The 19,022-nt window shown below is 69.2% G+C and carries 14 protein-coding genes; 6 read left to right on the top strand and 8 right to left on the bottom strand.

Translation table 11 applies throughout. From position 1 onward, the window contains the following. Window positions 1-32 precede the first annotated feature (32 nt). Genes PIR02_03705 through PIR02_03695 form a run of 3 tightly spaced genes read left to right on the top strand, consistent with a single transcriptional unit; the run spans window position 33 to window position 2,712 of the window. Window positions 33-533: a thiamine pyrophosphate-binding protein gene (locus PIR02_03705; GenBank protein WZH37772.1), complete on the top strand. Its 501-nt coding sequence runs from the start codon at window positions 33-35 to the stop codon at window positions 531-533. Continuing rightward, window positions 530-1,144 (top strand): thiamine pyrophosphate-dependent enzyme, encoded by a 615-nt coding sequence (locus tag PIR02_03700; protein WZH37771.1) that lies wholly within the window; start codon window positions 530-532, stop codon window positions 1,142-1,144. Before PIR02_03705 ends, PIR02_03700 begins: the two co-directional genes overlap by 4 nt. Continuing rightward, a complete protein-coding gene (locus PIR02_03695; GenBank protein ID WZH37770.1) occupies window positions 1,144-2,712 on the top strand; it encodes an FAD-dependent oxidoreductase in 1,569 nt (522 codons plus the stop codon). Before PIR02_03700 ends, PIR02_03695 begins: the two co-directional genes overlap by 1 nt. Before the next feature lie 13 nt (window positions 2,713-2,725). Here the strand turns inward: PIR02_03695 and add (PIR02_03690) are convergent, their stop codons facing one another. From add (PIR02_03690) to PIR02_03660, 7 genes are all read right to left on the bottom strand, one after another. After that, window positions 2,726-3,772 carry an adenosine deaminase gene (add, locus tag PIR02_03690; protein WZH37769.1) on the bottom strand — a complete coding sequence of 349 codons (1,047 nt, stop codon included), beginning with the start codon at window positions 3,770-3,772 and terminating at the stop codon, window positions 2,726-2,728. Continuing rightward, complete coding sequence (locus tag PIR02_03685) at window positions 3,769-4,392, bottom strand: cupin domain-containing protein (GenBank protein WZH37768.1); 624 nt, start codon at window positions 4,390-4,392, stop codon at window positions 3,769-3,771. Before PIR02_03685 ends, add (PIR02_03690) begins: the two co-directional genes overlap by 4 nt. A gap of 5 nt (window positions 4,393-4,397) precedes the next feature. Further along, window positions 4,398-5,429 (bottom strand): adenosine deaminase, encoded by a 1,032-nt coding sequence (gene add / locus PIR02_03680; GenBank protein ID WZH37767.1) that lies wholly within the window; start codon window positions 5,427-5,429, stop codon window positions 4,398-4,400. Window positions 5,430-5,505: 76 nt separating this feature from the next. Further along, complete coding sequence (locus tag PIR02_03675) at window positions 5,506-6,390, bottom strand: ABC transporter permease subunit (protein WZH37766.1); 885 nt, start codon at window positions 6,388-6,390, stop codon at window positions 5,506-5,508. Then, the gene (locus tag PIR02_03670) at window positions 6,387-7,223 is read right to left on the bottom strand and encodes an ABC transporter permease subunit (protein WZH37765.1); all 837 of its coding nucleotides are present in this window, start codon (window positions 7,221-7,223) and stop codon (window positions 6,387-6,389) included. Before PIR02_03670 ends, PIR02_03675 begins: the two co-directional genes overlap by 4 nt. Then, entirely contained in the window at window positions 7,213-8,037 is an 825-nt protein-coding gene (locus tag PIR02_03665; GenBank protein WZH37764.1) for an ABC transporter ATP-binding protein, read from the bottom strand. Before PIR02_03665 ends, PIR02_03670 begins: the two co-directional genes overlap by 11 nt. 23 nt (window positions 8,038-8,060) lie before the next feature. Next, complete coding sequence (locus PIR02_03660; protein WZH37763.1) at window positions 8,061-9,134, bottom strand: ABC transporter substrate-binding protein; 1,074 nt, start codon at window positions 9,132-9,134, stop codon at window positions 8,061-8,063. Window positions 9,135-9,542: 408 nt separating this feature from the next. Between PIR02_03660 and recQ the strand changes: the two genes are divergently transcribed. Both recQ and PIR02_03650 read left to right on the top strand, forming a co-directional pair. Continuing rightward, window positions 9,543-11,492 (top strand): DNA helicase RecQ, encoded by a 1,950-nt coding sequence (gene recQ, locus PIR02_03655; GenBank protein ID WZH39076.1) that lies wholly within the window; start codon window positions 9,543-9,545, stop codon window positions 11,490-11,492. A gap of 332 nt (window positions 11,493-11,824) precedes the next feature. Beyond that, on the top strand, window positions 11,825-13,927 hold the full coding sequence (locus PIR02_03650; protein WZH37762.1) for an acyl-CoA dehydrogenase: 2,103 nt from the start codon (window positions 11,825-11,827) through the stop codon (window positions 13,925-13,927). Window positions 13,928-14,187: 260 nt separating this feature from the next. Here the strand turns inward: PIR02_03650 and PIR02_03645 are convergent, their stop codons facing one another. Then, window positions 14,188-17,076 (bottom strand): chitobiase/beta-hexosaminidase C-terminal domain-containing protein, encoded by a 2,889-nt coding sequence (locus tag PIR02_03645; protein WZH37761.1) that lies wholly within the window; start codon window positions 17,074-17,076, stop codon window positions 14,188-14,190. 267 nt (window positions 17,077-17,343) lie between these two features. Here PIR02_03645 and PIR02_03640 point away from each other — a divergent pair, with 267 nt between their 5' ends. After that, window positions 17,344-19,014 carry an ABC transporter substrate-binding protein gene (locus PIR02_03640; GenBank protein WZH37760.1) on the top strand — a complete coding sequence of 557 codons (1,671 nt, stop codon included), beginning with the start codon at window positions 17,344-17,346 and terminating at the stop codon, window positions 19,012-19,014. Window positions 19,015-19,022: the final 8 nt, after the last annotated feature.

The raw sequence follows: 19,022 nt of genomic DNA, 5'->3' as shown, positions 1-19,022 counted from the left end.
CGGATGACCATCGACTCGAGAGGAAGAAACGGATGAGAGCGGATGCCGTGGAGGCCGTGCTGCGCGGACTGAAACGCGCGGGCGTGAGCGTGGCGACGTACCTGCCCGACTCGCTGCTGAAAGAGCTGTATCCGGCGTTGGATGCGGATGCCGACATCCGCACCATTCCGGTGACGAACGAGGGAGAGGGCGCCGCGATCGCGGGAGGGGTCTTCCTCTCCGGCAAACGCGCGGTGCTCGTGATGGAGAATTCCGGCCTGCGCGCCGCGACCGAGCACCTCGCCCGGATGGGCCTGGGAGCCGGCATCCCGGTCGTGATGATCATGAGCTACCGCGGGGAGATGGGCGAGAACAACTGGTGGGCCATCCCGCACGGGATCACCATGGAGCCGCTGCTCCAGGCCCTGCGTACCCCCTACACGATCGTGCGCACGGTGGAGGAGATCGAGACCGCCATCGTCCGCGCGTACGAGACCGCCTACGCGTCGTACTACCACGCCGCCATCGTCCTCGGAGGAGACCTGGTCCGATGAGCTATTCCCGCTTCCACGCCATGCGTCTGCTCGGCGACCGCCTGCGCGACGAGCTCGTCATCCTCTCTCTCGGCGGTGCGGTCGACGAGTGGTACAACGCCGCCCCGCACATGCGCGAGGCCTCGCTGTTCCAACAGCAGCTCGGCTGTGTCACCCCCGAAGCGTTCGGCCTGGCCGTCGGCCTCCCGCACCGCCGGATCGTCTCGCTCGACACCGACGGTGGACTGCTGTTCAATCTCGGCATCCTCACCACCCTCGGCAACGAGCGCCCCCACAATCTCTTCATCGTCGTGTGGGACAACGAGCAATACCAGTCCATCGGCGGGCCCGCCACCCACACCGCCAAGGGGCGCGTCGACCTCGCCGCGATCGCCCGCGGCGCCGGCGTCGACAAGGCCTTCACCGCCGAGACCCTGGAGGAGTTCGACGCGCACTGCGCGGCGGGCCTCGCCGCCTCCGAGCCCTACCTCGTCGTCGCCAAGACCGACGGCATCCTGGAGCCTGGCATCAAGCGGAAGCACTCGGACGGCCGCGAAGACAAGTACATCTTCGTCCGCCACGTCGAGGCCTCCGAGGGCATCACCATCATGGGACCCAGCGAGCACAACTGATGCCGGTCGCTCGCATCCCCGCGCCCCGCTACGACGCGATCGTGGTGGGGGCGGGCGCGGCCGGGTGCGTGATCGCCGCGCGACTGTCGGAGGATCCGGCGGTGCGGGTCCTCCTCGTCGAGGCGGGGCCCGACGGGCGGACGGATGCCGCGATCGTCGACGCCGCGCACTGGGACGCCCTCCTCGGGGGGACGTACGACTACGCCTATCGCTCGGCGCCCGCGGAGGCCGTGCTCGACCGCTCGCTCGCCATGCCCCGCGGGCGGGTGCTCGGAGGCTCGTCGTCGACCAACGCGATGCTCTGGTACCGGGGTCATCCCGACGACTACGACGAGTGGGCCGCGCGCGGCGCGGACGGCTGGTCGTACGCCGACCTGCTGCCGTTCTTCCGCCGGTCGGAGGCTCGCGCGGGCGGCGATCCCGTGCACCGGGGTACGAGCGGCCCCATGCGGGTGGGGCCGCTCGCCGCGGTGCACCCGATCGCCCATGCGCTCCTCGGCGCCGCGGTCGAGCGGGGCCTTCCCGCGCTCGACGACGCGAACGCCGGCGCGAACGAGGGCGCCGTCTTCGCCGACTACAACGCGGTCGTGGGTGACGACGGCGCGTTCGAACGGTGGTCCGTCGTGCGTGCCTACCTCGACCCGGCGCTCGGGCGCCCGAACCTCGATGTCCTGGTGGGCAGCCGCGTTCACGGCGTCGTGCTCGAGGGCGAGGTGGTTCGCGGCATCCGGCACGTCGTCGACGGCGATCTCATCACGACGCACGCCACACAGACGATCCTCGCCGCGGGGGCGATCGACACCCCGCGTCTGCTGCAGCTGTCGGGCATCGGTGATCCCGCGCGCCTCGCGGCCGTCGGCATCCGCCCTCGCCACGACCTCCCGGGCGTCGGCGAGAACTTCCAGGACCACCCGCTGATCCTCGGCATGAACTTCCGCGCCCGCGCCGACCTCGGCCCCGTGATCGGCAACGGCGGCGGCACGATGGTGAACTGGCAGAGCTCGCAAGCGCGCGGACGCCCCGACCTCCACGCCGTGATCGCGCATGGCTCACGCGGCGACGACGCCCTCCACGCCGCGCACGACCTCTCCGGTGAGCGGGTGTTCGCGCTCGTGCCGGGGCTGTATCACTCGCGCAGCGTGGGGTGGGTGCGGGTGCGGTCGGCCGACCCCGACACGGCGCCCGAGATCCAGCCGAACTACCTCGCCGATCCGGCCGACCTGGCCGCGATGGTCGACGCCGTGGACGCCGTGCAGGATCTCGTCGCCACGTCCGCGTACGCCGAGCTCGCCGCGGGGCCGATCACGCCGGCGGCCGGGCTGTCGCGAGAGACGCAGGAGCGGTTCGTCCGCGAGAACGTGGGCACGTTCTTCCACTGCTCGGGCACGGCCCGCATCGGCGTCGACGAGCTCGCGGTCGTCGATCCGGGTCTGCGGGTCCGGGGGCTCGAGGGGTTGTGGGTCGCCGACGCTTCCGTCATGCCGACGATTCCCACGAGCAACACCCAGGCGCCGACGATCGCGATCGCCGAGCGTGCCGCCGAGCTCCTGCGCGCGGCCGGTCGCTGAGCGGCGGCGTGGGTCAGCGCTCGAGCAGCGCGTCCAGCGTCAGGAAGGCGGCACGGAACTCGGCTCGCAGCCGCTCCTTCTCGTCCTCGCCGCAGAACGCCATATCGATCCCGGCGAGGGCGATGCGCTTCGCATCCTCGGCGTCCAGGCCCAGGGCGGTCAGCCCTTCGCGATACTCGCGCCCGAGGTCGGTGCGGAAGAAGAGCGCGTCGTCGGTCGACACCGAGATCGGCAGACCGGCGTCGACCATCGCCCGGATGCGGTGGCTCTCATCCAGCGTCCACCCCGAGCAGATCGTCGTCGACCAGGGTGTCGTGGCGAAGCCGATGCCGCGCTCCTGTGCCAGGGCCAGGACGGCGGGGTCGTCGACGACGCGGTACCCGTGATCGAGGCGGTCGCACTCCAGCACCTCGATGGCCGCGCGCACATTCTCCGGGCTCGACGACGGCGTCTCCCCGACGTGTGCCGTGCGCCGCAGCCCCTGGGCGCCGGCCAGCGCGTATGCCTCCGCGAAGCGCAGGGGGTCCTCGGTGTTCTCGGGCGTCAGGTCGTCCTGGCCGATACCGACCACCTTCGGCCGCGGGTTCGCGATCATCTCTCGGACGAGCTCGACCGCTGCCTCGCCCGACTCGCGGCGGTTGATCGCCACGACCACACGGAAGCCGACGCCGAAGTCGCGTTCGGCGCGCGAGAGCCCCGCGATCACGGCGTCGATCACCTCGGCGTACGACAGAGGGGATGCGTGGTGCGCGAAGTACTGCGGGTTGACGTAGTACTCGCGGTAACGCAGGTTCCCGTCGCGCACCGCGTCTTCGACTCCTTCCCACGCCACCCGGGCGATGTCCTCGGGGGTGCGGAGGACCTCGTGGGCCACCCGCCAGCCGCGCAGGAAGTCCACGAGATCGTCGAAGTCGAACAACTTCTCGACGTCGTCGGTCCACAGCGGTACGCCGTATCGCCCGGCGAGCTCGTGGAGCGTGGACGCCCTCATGGTCGAGGTCAGGTGGCAGTGCAGCTCGGTCTTCGGCAGCAGGTGCAGGTAGTCGGGCAGCGAGATCACGCGTCGTCCTCTCTCGGGCGCACGGACGCACCCTGCTTCACCACCACGAGGCGGTACATCTCACCCGTTGCCGACCACCAGCGATGGGTGACACCGCCGGCGTAGTAGGCCGAATCGCCGACGCGCAGGTGCGTGCGCGCGCCGTCGAGCTCGAACACGACCTCGCCCTCGACGACGTACGCGAACTCGTCCTCTCCGTGCACGAAGGTCTCGCCCGGTTCGATGTTGGCGCCCTGCACCTCGAGCGGATGCAGCGGTCGCTCGCTGTGGACGAGCATTCGCGCGGCGCCCGCGCCGAACGACGCATCGACCGCTTCTTCGTCGCGACGATGCACCTCCACGGCCACGTCATCGGAGGCGGGGGCGTCCGAGGCGCCGATGAGCTCGATCGGGCTCGTCTGCAGAGCCACGGCGATCCGCCGTAGCGACGACAGGCTCGGGAGCGCGAGGCCGCGCTCGAGCTGGCTCAGGAACGGATGCGACAGAGCGGTGGCCTCCGCCAGTTGCACGAGCGTCATGGATCGCGCGTGACGGACCTGGCGGATGTAGGCGCCGAGCCGCTGATTGGCAGCCGCCTCGTCCGCCACGACCGCGGATGCGTGAGCGGAGGCCGACGTCACGGCGGTCAGCTCGCGAGTGCGACGCCGTGGGTGGCGGCATACTCGCGGACGGCGGTCACGTACGCATCCCGGCGAGAGGGGGACAGCCACGACGCCTCGAAGGAGTTGATGGCCAGCTGAGCCAGATCCGCCGCCTCCAGCCCCGCCTTCTCGGCCAGGGTCACGTAGTTCTCCGCCACGTACGCCCCGAAGTAGGCCGGGTCGTCGGAATTGACCATGACCCGGACGCCCTCGCGCAGGAGGCTGACGATCTCATCGGCCTTCATCTGGCTCGTCACGAACGAGTTCGACACCGGGCAGGTGGTGAACCCGAGGCCGCGCTCCTTGGCGAGGGCGACCAGAGCCGGATCCTCGACGATGTTCGTGCCGTGGTCGATGCGGTCCACGCCGATCTCCTCGATCACCGCGCGGATGTTCTCGATCGAGCCGACCTGGTCGATGTCGCAGTGCATCGTCAGAAGGAAACCTTCCGACTTGGCGCGGGCGAAGACGTCTGCGAACTTCGCCGGGGGGTTGTCGCGCTCGTCGGAGTCGAGCCCGACACCGATGATCCAGGCCTTGTAGGGGAGGGCCTCCATGAGCGTGGCCATGGCGTACTCGGCAGAGAAGTCGCGGAGGAAGCAGAGGATGAGCTCGGCCGAGATCCCCAGCTCCCGGCTCGCGCGCACCGCGGCCCGGCGGTACCCCGTGATCACGGTGTCGAACGGCACGCCCCGGCTCGTGTGCGCCTGCGGGTCGAAGAACATCTCGACGTGCACGACGCCCTGCTCTTTCGCCTTCTGCAGGTAGGCCCAGGCGAGGTCGTGGAAGTCCTCCGCGGTCTGCAGCACACGCATCGCCGGGTAGTAGACGGCGAGGAAGCTGGTCAGGTCGGTGAAGTCGTAGGTGGCCTTCACCTCGTCGACGGTCTTCTCCGCGAGCTCGATGCCGTTGCGGGCGGCGAGCTCGAACTTCAGCTCGGGCTCGAGCGTCCCCTCCAGGTGCAGGTGCAGCTCGGCCTTGGGAAGGCCGAAGGCGAAGGCGGTGATGTCGGTCATGGAGTACTCCGGGGAGGGGCGGGCGATGCCGCGCGGATGGGTCGGAAGAAGGTGAGGCGTGTTGCTGCCCCAGGCGTCAGGTACGAGCGGCCATGCCCATTCTCGTCAGCACGACGGACTCGAGGATCTGCACGAGGTTGTACAGCACGAGCGCCGTTCCCGTGACCAGGACGACCGCCGTCCACACCGCCGAGAACTGCGCACCGGCGATGTAACCGCCGACGGCTCCGCCGATGCCACCGCCCACCGCGAGCCATTCGGCGAGCAGAGCCCCCGTGATGGCGCCCGGCACCGAGATGCGCACCGCCGCGAAGAACTCCGGCAGCGAGTTGGGCAGGGCGACCTTGCGGAGGCGCGTCCAGGCGCCCCCGCCGTACACGGTGACGAGGTCGTTCATCTGCGGCGTCGCGGACTTCAAACCGAAGACGATGTTGACCAGCGCCGGGAAGAGCACGACGATGCCGCCGATGACGGCGACGGAGGCGAAATCGCGTCCGAAGATGAGGATGATGACGGGCGCCATCGCCACCAGCGGCACCGAGCGCAGGAGCATCGCGAGCGGCATGAGCGCGTGCTCGATGCCCTTGCTGAGCTGGAACCCGGTCGCCACGACGAGGGCCACGAGCAGCCCCGCACCGAAGCCGACGGCGGAGTGGCCGATGGTCACGCCGAGCTGGCCGAACAGCTGCGCGCGGTTGGCCTCGGCTGCGGGAACCGTGAACAGGAAGTTCCAGACGTCCAGCGGTCCCTTGCCCACGTACGTCGAGATGCCGAACAGGCTGAGCGCGCCCACCCAGATGACGATCACGGCGACGATCGTGAGGACGAACGTCAGCAGGCTCCGCCCCAGCGCCTGACGGGTTGCGCGGCGCGTGGCCCGCCGGATGTCGGCGGACAGATCGGAGCGGGGGGCCGCCGGAGCCGGCTCGGCCGCCGGCGGCGTCTTGAGGACGACGGTCATCGGATCGTTCCCTTCGACCAGGGCGCGACGGCCCGCGAGATCAGACCCAGCAGACCGTAACCGGCGAGGGCGACGGCACCCGAGACGAGGGCGATGTCCCACACGCGCGGCGCGTTGAGCGCCTGCTGCGCGGCGATCATCGCGGGACCGACCCCGACGGTGATCTTGCCGAAGAACTCGCCGAGAACGGCGCCGAGGAACGCCGCGGGCACGGCGATCTGCAGGGCGTTGAGAATCGCGGGCAGCGCCGCGATGAGACGAACCTTGCGCAACTGCGTGAGTCGGGAGCCGCCGTACACCGTGATGACGTCGAGGCTCGCCCGGTCGGCGGCTTTCAGGCCCAGGAGGGCGCCGACGACGGTCGTGAAGAAGCAGCTGAGGGCCGCGAGGAAGATCGCCGTCGTCGACGGCTGCCCGGGCTGGGGGAGAGGTGCGATGACGATGAGGAGCAGGCCCAGCGCGACGATCGGGATGCAGTACGTGATGATCGCGATCTGCATCACGACGCCCTCCAGGCGCGGCACGATGAGCACGAGCGCTGACAGGAGGAGAGCGAGACCGTTGCCCCACAGGTAGCCGGTGCCCGCCTCAGCGAGGGTGACGCTGAGGTTGCGGGCATAGAACTCCCACCCGGTCGCCCCGAACTCGAGGACGACCTGCAGCGGGGTCGGGATGGCCTGCACCCCGCCCGGTCCGACGTTCGAGAACACCGTCGCGGCGAGGATCCACCACAGCACGATGATCGCCACACCGCCGATGAGGCCGGTGACCCACGCCGGGAGGCGCACGTCTTCCCACTGGATGGCCCGGCCCTTGCGGACCTCAGTGGTCATCGGCGGCGGCGCCTCCCACGCCGAAGAGCAGTTCGGACGCCTGATCGACGTACGCGTGGAACTCGGGCGTGCGCATCATCTCGGGTGTCCGAGGCCGCGGGAGGTCGATCTGCATGACCTCCTTGATCCGGCCGGGCCGCGGGCTCATGACCGCGACCTGGTCGGAGAGGAAGATCGCCTCCGAGATGCCGTGGGTCACCAGCAGCGTCGTCGCGGGCTTCTCGGTCCAGATGCGCAACAGCTCGAGGTTGAGCTTCTGCCGGGTCATGTCGTCGAGCGCGCCGAAGGGCTCGTCGAACAGAAGGACCGAGGGCTTCATGATCAGCGAACGCGCGATCGACACGCGTTGGCGCATACCGCCCGACAGCTGAGCCGGTTTGGCCTTCTCGAAGCCCTTGAGCCCGACCAGCTCGATCATCTCGGCGACGTACGCCTTGTCGACCGGCTTGCCGGCGACCTCGAACGGCAGCTGGATGTTGGACTGGACGCTGCGCCACGGCAGCAGCGCGGAATCCTGGAACGCGATGCCCAGCTCATTGCCGCGACGCAGCTCCTTCGGGCTCTTGCCGTCCACCCGGGTCGTGCCGCTGGTGGGGTCCTCGAGCCCGGCGAGGATGCGCAGGATCGTGGACTTGCCGCACCCGGAGGGGCCGAGCAGGGCGAGAAACGTGCCCTTGTCGGTGTGGAGGTTCGCGTCTTGGAGCGCGACGACGCTCTTGCGTCCCACGCTGAAGACCTTGTTCAGGTCGGTGATCTGGAGGCCGGTGCCCAGGCTGTTCGCCTGGGCACCGGTCTGGAGAGCCGTATCGGTCACGATGGCTTCTTCCCGCGGGGTGGTCAGCCCGCGTAGTTCTTCAGGTCGGGGTTCTCTTCGTAGACCTGCTGCAGCAGGCTCAGGTCGAACAGCTGCGACGTCTCCAGGGTGAGACCCGCGTCGGCGAGGCTCTTCACGGTCGCCGCCTGCAGGTCGTCGCTGATGGAGAACAGGCCGTTCGCGGCCGTCTCGTCGGAGACGATCAGTTCGTTCTGCGCCTTCGCACCGGCGAGGGAGTTCTCGGGGTTGAGGTCGAGGTCCTTGCCGTACTGCTCGACGGCCAGGCGCGAGCCCTCCGCCGGGTCCTTGAGTGCGTCGGTCCAGCCGCGGATCTCGGCCGTGAGGAACGCCTTGAGCTTCGCGGGCTCGTTGGCGATCGTGTCGTCGGTCGCGACGAAGGTCTCGGCCACGAACGGCAGACCGTTGTCGGCGAACGGGAGGTTGCTCACTTCCAGGCCCTGCGACGCGACCGTGATGGACTCATTGGTCAGGTAGGCCATGAAGCCGTCGACCTCGCCGTTGACGAGCGGGGCCGGGTCGTACTGCACCGGCACGATCGTCAGCTCGCTCGGGTCGACCCCGTTGGCCTTGAGGAACGCGTTGAACAGCGACGTGTTGGAGTCCTGGATGCCGATCTTCTTGCCCTTGAGGTCGGCGACGGTGGTGATGTCGCCGCCGCTCTTGAGGGAGAGGATCGTGAACGGGTTCCGCTGGAAGGTGGAACCGATGATCTTCACCGGCGCACCTTCGGACGCCACGGCCGAGCCCACGGAGACGGCGTCGCTCAGCGCCACGTCGGCGCTGCCCGAGAGCAGCTCGGCGACGCCGGTGGAGGGACCGGGCACGAGGTTGACGCCGGAGAAGCCGGCGTCGGTGAAGTAGCCCTTGCTGTCGGCGAAGTACTCACCGGCGAATTCTTCGTTGAGGATCCAGCTGAGCTGCACGGTGAGGTCGCCGTAGCCGTCCACGGAAGCGTCGGCCGAACCGCCGCTCGAGGTGCTTCCTCCGCTGCAGGCGGTGAGGGCGAGGGCAGAGATCGCGACACCTGCGAAGGCCGCGACGACGCGCTGCGCGCGTCGAGAGGAAAGGAACGTCATCTGCTGTGTCTCCTGTGTGCTTGTGATGCGACATCGGGTGGGTGCGCGGCACCCAGACACTCGATGCCAACGCGCCTGACGCTACGCAATGTAGATTTCACGAACACTGGCGCGGATGTTTCGCGGCCGTTACACCCGTGCGATTCCGACCCGGATCGGCTTCGCCTCAACGGTGCGGGCGGTGACGGGACGACGCGGATGCCGCTTCCCGTGCGCCGTGCGCAGGATGCGGGCCCCTCCTCCCCGCTCCTCCTCTGCGCAGCACCATCCCCAGGGCGGGCTCCGGACGGCGGTGGTGTCGGTGCTCCGGGTTACCGTGGACGGGTGACTTCTTCCGGCGCCGCCCCCGAGCCCTTCGCCGACGCGCCGACCGAGCCGTTCGGCGGCTACGACGACCCCTATGCCGACGTGGAGTGGGACCCCGATCTGTTCGGTCCGCCGGACGACCTCGATGCCCCGCCGCCGCCGGTCGATCCGACCTCGGCGTTCGCCCGCGCCGCGGCGGCCACCGGCACGGCTCGCGAGCTCCCCGCCGTGCGCGACTTCACGGGCCGCGACCCGCGCGAGGTGCTCCACGAGGTCTACGGCTACGACGCCTTCCGCGGTGACCAGGCCGATATCGTGCAGCACGTCGTCGACGGGGGAGACGCCGTCGTCCTCATGCCCACCGGTGGGGGCAAGAGCGTCACGTACCAGGTGCCCGCGCTCGTGCGTCCGGGCACGGGACTGGTGGTCAGTCCGCTGATCGCCCTCATGCACGACCAGGTCGAAGCGCTCATCGCCAACGGTGTGCGGGCGGGCTACCTCAACTCCACCCAGGCTCCGGCCGAGCGTCAGGCCGTCGAGCAGGCCTACCTCGCCGGCGAGCTCGACCTCTTGTACGTCGCGCCCGAGCGCTTGAACGGCGCGCAGACCCTGGGGCTGCTCGCGCGAGGTCGCCTCAGCGTCATCGCGATCGACGAGGCGCACTGCGTGTCGCAGTGGGGCCACGACTTCCGTCCCGACTACCTGGCGCTCGGAGACCTCGCCGACCGGTTCCCCGGCGTGCCGCGCATGGCGCTCACCGCCACCGCGACCCCCGAGACCGCGAGAGAGATCGTCGAGCGCCTGCGACTGCGTGACGCCCGGGGGTTCGTCGCGAGCTTCGACCGCCCCAACATCCAGTACCGCATCGACGCCAAGGTCGACCCGCGCCGCCAGCTCGTGCAGTTCATCAAGGCACAGCCTGAGGGATCGGCCGGCATCGTCTACGCGCTGAGTCGCAAGAGCGTCGAGCAGATGGCGGCGTACCTCTGCACCCAGGGGCTCGACGCCCTGCCGTACCACGCGGGACTCGACGCGTCCGTCCGCGCCGCGAACCAGTCGCGGTTCCTCCGCGAAGACGGCGTGATCATGGTCGCCACGATCGCGTTCGGCATGGGGATCGACAAGCCCGACGTGCGTTTCGTCGCCCACATCGACCTGCCCAAGTCGGTCGAGGGGTACTACCAAGAGACGGGGCGCGCCGGACGCGATGGCGACCCCTCGGTCGTGTGGATGGCCTATGGCCTCGGCGATGTCGTGCAGCAACGCCGCATGATCGACCAGTCGCCCGGCGACCGCTCCTACAAGATGCGACTCGGTCAGCACCTCGACGCCATGCTCGCCCTCTGCGAGACGGTCGGATGCCGCCGGCAGAACCTCCTCGACTATTTCGGGCAGCGCTCCGAACCGTGTGGCAACTGCGACACGTGCCTCACCCCGCCCGAGACGTGGGACGGTCTGATCGCCGCGCAGAAGCTGCTCTCGACGATCGTTCGTCTGCAGCGCGAACGCGGTCAGGCGTTCGGGGCGGGGCACCTCATCGACATCCTGCGCGGCGCCAAGACCGAGCGCATCTCGCAGCAGGGACACGATCGCCTCAGCACGTACGGCCTGGGAGCCGACCTCTCCGACCAGGATTGGCGCAGCGTCATCCGTCAGCTCCTGGCGCGGGGCATCATCGTCGCGCAGGGCGACTACGGCACTCTCGCCCTCAGCGAGGCGTCGGCGGGCGTGCTGCGCGGCGAGACGCCCGTTCCGTTGCGACGCGATGTCCTGGGTCGCGCCGGTGGGGGCGGGAGCAGGCAGCGCACCTCGCGCACCGACGATGTCGCGCCCGCCGACCGCGACCTCTTCGAGGCGCTCCGTGCGTGGCGCGCCGAGAAGGCTCGCGAGCAAGGGGTGCCGGCGTACATCGTCTTCGGCGATGCAACGCTGCGCGCGATCGCCGCGGCGCGCCCCGCGGCCATCGACGATCTCGACGGCATCACCGGCATCGGCGCGAAGAAGCGCGAGGCGTACGGCGACGGCATCCTGACGGTTGTCGCCGCGAACTGACGCGTGCGTCCCGGTCCCGTCGACGGACTCAGCAGCCGGGGCTCGAGTCAGTGACCGGGGCTCGAAGGAGTGCTCCCGTGACTCGTCGCGTGAGCCGGCTGAGCCCGTTGAGGCCATCGGGCATGTTGCTGCGTGCCCTGCCGCGCGAGGTGGCTGAACCGCCGGTCGTCCTCGGCGGGGCGCACAGCCTCGGCACGGGAATGTTGACCACCCACAACGACCTCGCCGCCTGCCTCCCGGCACGATTGGCGATACTCCACAGGTCGTTTGCCGGTGCGTTGTGGGACTCCTACCGTGGAGGCATCCCTTTGCAACGTCGAAAGGTGCCGAAAATGACCGACGCCGCCGTCCGTCCCACCACGCCCGCCACGAGCACGCGCACGCCTGTCGGAGGTGCACCCGCCGCCCCGCACTCCGCGGCGGAGGCCTCCGAGGCGCGTATCGACATCGACCGGGTCACCGACCTGCTGCTCGGAACCTGGGGCGACACGCGCCGCCAGGCACGCGAGATGCTCAAAGACCCCGCCCTGTGGCGCGACGACAGCCTGGGGATGGACGCCCATCGCGAGCGCACGCTGAGCCAGCTGCACCTGCTCGTGCAGAACAAGGCCGTGCACCGCGCTTTCCCGAAGCGCTTCGGCGGTGAAGAGAACAACGGCGCCAACATCGCCGGCTTCGAGGAGCTCGTCGCCGCCGACCCGAGCCTCCAGATCAAGTCGGGCGTGCAGTGGGGTCTGTTCGGCTCCGCCGTCCTGCAGCTGGGCACCGCCGAGCACCACGAGAAGTGGCTGCCCGGCATCATGAGCCTCGAGATCCCCGGCGCGTTCGCGATGACCGAGACCGGCCACGGCTCCGACGTCGCCGCCATCGGCACCACGGCCACCTATGACCCCGAGACCGAGGAGTTCGTCATCCACACGCCCTTCCGGGGCGCGTGGAAGGACTACCTCGGCAACGCGGCGCTGCACGGCAAGGCGGCGACGGTGTTCGCGCAGCTCATCACCAACGGCGTCAACCACGGCGTGCACTGCTTCTACGTGCCCCTGCGCGACGACGAGGGCTCCTTCCTCCCCGGCATCGGCGGCGAAGACGACGGTCTCAAGGGAGGCCTGAACGGCATCGACAACGGTCGCCTGCACTTCGACCACGTCCGCGTCCCGCGCACCAACCTGCTCAACCGCTACGGCGACGTCGCCGCCGACGGAACGTACTCGAGCGACATCGCGAGCCCCGGCCGGCGCTTCTTCACGATGCTCGGCACCCTCGTGCAGGGCCGCGTCTCGCTCGACGGCGCCGCCGCCTGGGCCTCGGCCATCGGCCTGATCATCGCGATCACCTACGGCAACCAGCGCCGCCAGTTCGACTCGGGCAGCGGAACCCCCGAGGTCACGCTGCTCGACTACGGCAAGCACCAGCGCCGCCTGCTTCCGCGCCTGGCGACGACGTACGCCGAGATCTTCGCGCACGACGAGTTCCTGCAGAAGTTCGACGGCGTCTTCAGCGGCGCGCTCGACACCGACGCCGACCGCGAAGACCTCGAGACGCTCGCCGCAGCGCTCAAGCCGCTGTCGACCTGGCACGCCCTCGACACGCTCCAGGAAGCGCGCGAGGCGTGCGGTGGGCAAGGCTTCCTCTTCGAGAACCGCCTCGTGGGCCTGCGCGCCGACCTCGACATCTTCGTGACCTTCGAGGGCGACAACAACATCCTGCTGCAGCTCGTCGGCAAGCGCCTGCTCGCCGATTACGCCCGTCAGTTCAAGGGCAAGGATGCCAAGCAGCTCGCCGCCTTCGCGGTCGGGCAGACCGCCGGAAAGCTCTTCCACGGTGCAGGTCTCCGTCAACTCGGCCAGGCCGTGACCGACCTCGGGTCCACGGCCCGCTCGGTCGAGAGGGGTCTCCGCGCCGAGCAGCAGCACGAGCTGCTGGCGGGTCGCGTGCAGCAGATGATCGCCGACATCGCGGGGCGCTTGCGCCCGGCATCCAAGCTCTCCCGCGAAGATGCGGCCGCGCTCTTCAACGAGAACCAGGCCGAGCTGATCGAAGCGGCTCGCGCTCACGGCGAGCTGCTGCAGTGGGAGGCGTTCACCGACGCGCTCGCGCGCCTCACCGACCCCGGCACCCGGCAGGTCGTCACGTGGCTGCGAGACCTCTTCGGGCTGCAGCTCATCGAGAAGCACCTCGCGTGGCACCTGATCCACGGGCGCCTGTCGACCCAGCGTGCCGCTGCCGTGTCGAGCTACATCGATCGCCTGTGCGCGCGCCTTCGCCCGCACGCGCAGGACCTCGTGGATGCCTTCGGCTACGGGCCCGAGCACGTGCGCGCCTCGATCGCCAGCGGCGTCGAAGACGACCGTCAGAATGAGGCCGCGGCGTACTACGCCGAACTGCGCGCCTCGGGCAACGCGCCTGTGCCGGAGAAGAAGCCGGCGAAGTAGGCGCGCGCGGGCGGCGGCCGTGGGGGACCGCCGCTCGCGCGCTTCACACCCTGCCCGGCGCGGGGCACCAGAACAGGCGATCTGCCGAGAACAGGACGAATCCGTGAGGATTCCCCTGTTCCGGGCAGATCGCCTGTTCTCGTGACGGCGGCCGGCGTGCGCGCCCGAAGCTCTCCGCGGCAGCTCCCCATCGCAACGACCCACACCGACACGCGAGCGGGCCCGCCCCACCCCGGAGGGGGACGGGCCCGCGACGAGCATCAGCGCAGAGTGAAAGGCACCGTCGTGGCGTTGCCCGCCACGTCGTAGACGACGAGCGTGTTCTCGCCCGACACGGCTCCGAACACCCCGGGAGCGACGAAGTTCACGTCGGACCAGGTGTTGTCGACGAGGTCCTTCACGACCCCGTTGATGACCGCGCGGTCGATCTTGCCGGCGTCGTAGAGCTTGAAGCTCACCTTGTCGTAGGCCTCGGCAGTGCCCTGGGTGAACTCCGCCCCCTGCTTCACCGTGACCGTCGGGGCCGTGGTGTCGACGTCGCCGGCGGCGACCACGCGGACATCGTCGACGAACCCCGTGTTGTCGCCCTCGGTGGTGGTCGCCACGAACGAGATGGTGTGCTCGCCCTGCGTCACCGTGAACGGTGCCGTCTCGTAGTACTGATACGTGCCCCCGACGGGGATGTAGTGCCCGAGCGTCTCCCCGTCGACCTGCACGTCGAACTCCTGCTGGCCGCCGTAGCCGACACGGTTGGCCGCGGCGAACGTGATCGCGAAGGTCCCCGCCGGGAAGACGACCGTCTGGTCGATGCGGCTGGCGAGCCCCGAGTCGCTCTTCAGGTACGCCGTCCGCTCGCCCTGCGGGGCGGGTGAGGCCGGAACGAACACGCTGTTGTTGTGCTGGATGCCGGCGCGGGCGCTGAACGTCCAGCCGTTCACCATCGGGCCGTTGGCCGTCCCCCCGGTGGCGGGACGCTCGAACCCGGCGTTGAGGATGCTCACCAGCGGCGGCTCCTCCGACACGTCCGGGTTGACGAAGCAGCGGTTGTCGCCGCCCGGGTTCGGGTCGGAGCCGAACGACGCGACCGCGCAGTCCACGCCGTCGGTGAAGGTGCCGAACACGAACTGCCCGTCCGAGCCGAAGGCGACGTTCGCCTCGCCCTCGAAGGCGCACTCCCCGCCGTCGGCGTACTGGCAGAACGTGTATCCGTCGGGGGCGTTCTGCACGTCGCTCACTTTGTAGAGGCGGGAGGTCACGCCCGACGCGTCCGCGCCGGGAGCGATCGCGACGGCACGCAGGTACGTCGTCTTGAGCGCCTCCAGGAAGATCTGCCCGGTGTACGGGGTGGAGGATGCCGTGGGCTCGCTGCCGTCGGTCGTGTAGAAGATCTGCGCGTCGGGGGTGGCGCTCGTGATGGTCACGGCTTCGATCGACGGGTAGACGCCGCGTTCCAGGCTGAACACCGGGGCGTCCGTCACGCCGGGCGTGCTGGCCGGGGTGACCTCGACCTGGGCGACGCCGTATTCGCCGTTCGGGAGGGTCGCCCGCACCGCGACAGTGCGCTCGGTGGTCACCGACGGGGCCGTGAACAGGCCATTGGCGTCGATGCTGCCGTTGTCGGTGCCGACGACCGACCAGGTCGGCGTGCCGGTGCCGTCGATGACGTTCGCGCCGAGCTGCACCTGGCCTCCTCCGGCGACGGCCGTGCGGACGGGCGTCATCTCCACTTGTGTGGCCGCGGGGGCCGTGGTGTAGATCGCGTAGGTGTGCTCGTCGCCGATCTCGGTGTCGGTGAAGGAGTTGGCATCCGGGGTCAGCGTTCCGCTCGATGCCGGCAACAGGGCGTTCTCACCGGGCTGGGCGATCGCGTCCGTATAAGCGATGCGGGTGAAGGCGTCGGTGGCGTTCCCCCCTTCGAACTGCACGCGCACGTCTTTCGCGGAGCCCGACTGCGTCTCCACGAGCACGGTCAGCTCGCCGTCCGGCGCGCGGAAGGCGGTCGCGCGGACGTCGTCATCCGAGACCTCGGTACCGAGCACCGTGCTGTGCGTGGGCACGTAGCGCATGAGCGGGCCGGCCTCCGAGAACGCCGCCGTGGGTTCCAGACCCAGGATGAGCGAGTCCCACAGGTTGTACGAGCCGTTCGTGTCGCCCGCCGGGTCTCCGGTCATGACACCGTTGAGCTGCCAGATGAGGTTGGAGTGCACGCCGTCGTTGGCGCTGCGGATGATGTAGTTCGCGTAGCCGGTCTCCCAGACGCTCGTGCCCGGGTTGGTCCAGCCCATCTCGGAGAGGTTCAGCGGAGCATCGCCGATGACGGCTCGGCGCTGGGCGATGGCATCCCCCATCGCGTCGTACGACTCGCCGTACAGGTGGAACGAGTACTGATCGAACACGTCGCCCGCGTTCTCGGCCATGTACTGCGTCCAGGCGACGGCGTTGACCTCTTCGGGGCCCCAGATCTGCACGTCGTCGCGCAGGCCGTCGGCGGTCAGGCGGTCGCTCACCGCGCGAGCCATGTCGGCGTAGTAGGCCTTCTCGTCACCGGGGGCCCAGAAGTCCCAGCTCCCGTTCGGCTCGTTGTAAAACGTGAGGTGGTCGACGTTGTCGTAGCCGCGATCGAAGAGGTTCTTCAGCAGGGCCGATGCCGAAGCGCCGTACGCGGGCAGGTCGGCCGGCGCGGAGATGTAGGGGTCGGGGGCACCGGGGATCGTGAACCAGTCGTGGACGCGCGCGCCGACCTTCCACCCGAAGTTCAGCTCGACCTCGGTGCCCGCGTCGCGGAACGCGTCGAGGTAGCGGTAGAACGCGAGCATCTCGGGGCTCTCGAAGTCGTACTGTCCCTTTTCGAGTTCCATCCAGTCGATCTGGAACCAGATACGGGCGACCTTCGGCTGCAGGGTGTGGATGCGCTCGACGTCGACCTCCCAATCGGCGTCGTCGTAGCCGTACTTCGTCGTGCCCTCGAGCAGGCTCCAGGGGATGACGTTGACGCCCACGCCGAGGTAGTCCTCCTGCACGGTCTGGTCGAGGTGGACGGTGACGGTGCGCTGCTCGTCGGCCGCGGAGGCCGCCGTGGGAACGAGCAGGGCGGCGGCGACGACGCTCGTCGTCGCGGTCAGGGCGAGGGCGGTGCGCCGTCGTCTCATGAGTTCTCCTATCGCCGGTGATGGGAGGCGTCGCGGGGGATTCGAGGGACGAATCGGTAGTGAAGCTACGCCGGGGGTGACGTGAGTGACATTATGTGGCGTTCCTCCTCGGCGCAAGAGGCGGAACGGCGGGCTTCTTGCGGTCATCCGTCGGAATGTTCTGTAGTTGGGCTACCAAGAACCACTAATTTCAGTTACTTTACTTAAACCTCGCCAGACGGTGGGGAAGACGGTCCGGCACGGTGAAGTGCCGGGAGAGGAACGACGATGATCCTGCGTAGCTCTCGGCGAGGTCTGGCCCTCGTCGCTGCCCTCGGTGCGACCGCCATCGCCCTCAGCGGGTGCGTGTCACCCGGGGGCGACGAGAAGGGCATCTCGATCGCCACCGGTTCGCTGGGCGACATCACGAAGAACTTCAACCCGTTCTCGCCCAACGTGCTGCAACCCACCCTCGGAGCGATCTACGAGCCCCTGTTCTTCTACAACACGATCTCGGCGGGCGACCCGGAGCCGATGCTGGGCACGGAGTTCTCGTGGAACGACGACGCGACCCAGCTGACCATCGAGCTGCGCCCGGACGTCACGTGGAGCGACGGTGAGGCGTTCACCGCCGACGACGTCGTCTTCACCTACGACCTGCTGGCTCAGACCCCTGAGATCAACACGATCGGCTACGCCGGAGAGGCTGCGGCGGTCGACGACGACACCGTCACCGTGACCTTCCCCGAGCCCTCCCTGCCCATCGGCCCGGAGCTGATCGGCCGCACGGCCATCGTGCCCGAGCACCTGTGGAGCGGGTTCGACGACGTCGTCAACTTCGTCAACGACCAGCCCGTCGGCACCGGCCCCTTCACGCTCGCCAGCTTCACCCCGCAGAGCTACGTGCTCTCGCGGAACGAGTCCTACTGGCAGCCCGACAGGCCCCAGCTCGAAACCCTCCGTTACGTCTCGTTCGCGAGCGGCGACGCCGCGATCACGGCGATGACGAACGGCCAGCTCGACTGGAACACCGGTCTCGTCCCCAACTTCGCCGAGCAGGTCGAGAACGACCCGTACCTCGAGCAGATCAACACCCCCATCAACCAGACCACGTGGGTCGCGTGCGCCGAGGCCTCCCTCGGATGCTCGGGCCCGCAGACCGACCCCGCGGTACGACTGGCCATCAGCGCGGCGATCGACCGACAGGAGATCATCGACATCGCCTTCGAGGGCCTCGGCGGCGCGGTGTCTCCGGCCCTGCTGCTGCCCGAGCGCGACGCCGATCTCATCGCCCCCGACCTGACGGTGCAGACCCCGCCGAACGCCGACGTGGAGAAGGCCGCCAGCCTCCTCACGAGCGCCGGTTGGACACGCGGAAGCGACGGCTTCTTCGCCAAGGACGGTCAGAAGCTCAGCGTCACCGTGCAGGTGCCGCAGGAGTGGACCGACTACGTCACCGCGATCGAGGTGGCCTCGCAGCAACTCGCGTCCGCCGGTATCGACCTCCAGCCCGAGGCTCTGCCGGGAGCGCAGTGGAACGAGCGACGTTTCTCCGGCGATTTCCAGTTCACGATGGACGGCGTCTACCAGGGCCCGGCCCCCGACCCGTACTACATCTACGCGACGTACTTCACGACGGATGCCACGGCGCCGGTGGGCCAGCAGGCGCCCACGAGCTACTCGCGCTACTCCGACCCGGCGGTCGACGACCTCGTCGCCGCGGCCCGTGTCGAGCTCGACCCCGACAAGCGCAAAGCGACCTACTTCCAGATCCAGCGCGTCATCTCGCAGGCCATGCCCTACATCCCCGTGCTCGTCGTCCCCACGGTGACGTACTACAGCACACGCAACGCCACCGGGTGGCCGACCGAGGACGACCTGTACGCGTTCCCGGCATCCTGGTCGATCTGGAACCTCGGCGTCGTCACCGCCCGTCTCCAGCCGGCGGCCGCGCAGTGATCGGGTCT

The organism is Microbacterium enclense (genome assembly GCA_038182865.1).
GTDB lineage: Bacteria > Actinomycetota > Actinomycetes > Actinomycetales > Microbacteriaceae > Microbacterium > Microbacterium enclense_B.
The sequence above is the reverse complement of the archived record's forward strand: the minus strand, read 5'-3'. Positions and strand labels throughout refer to the sequence as shown.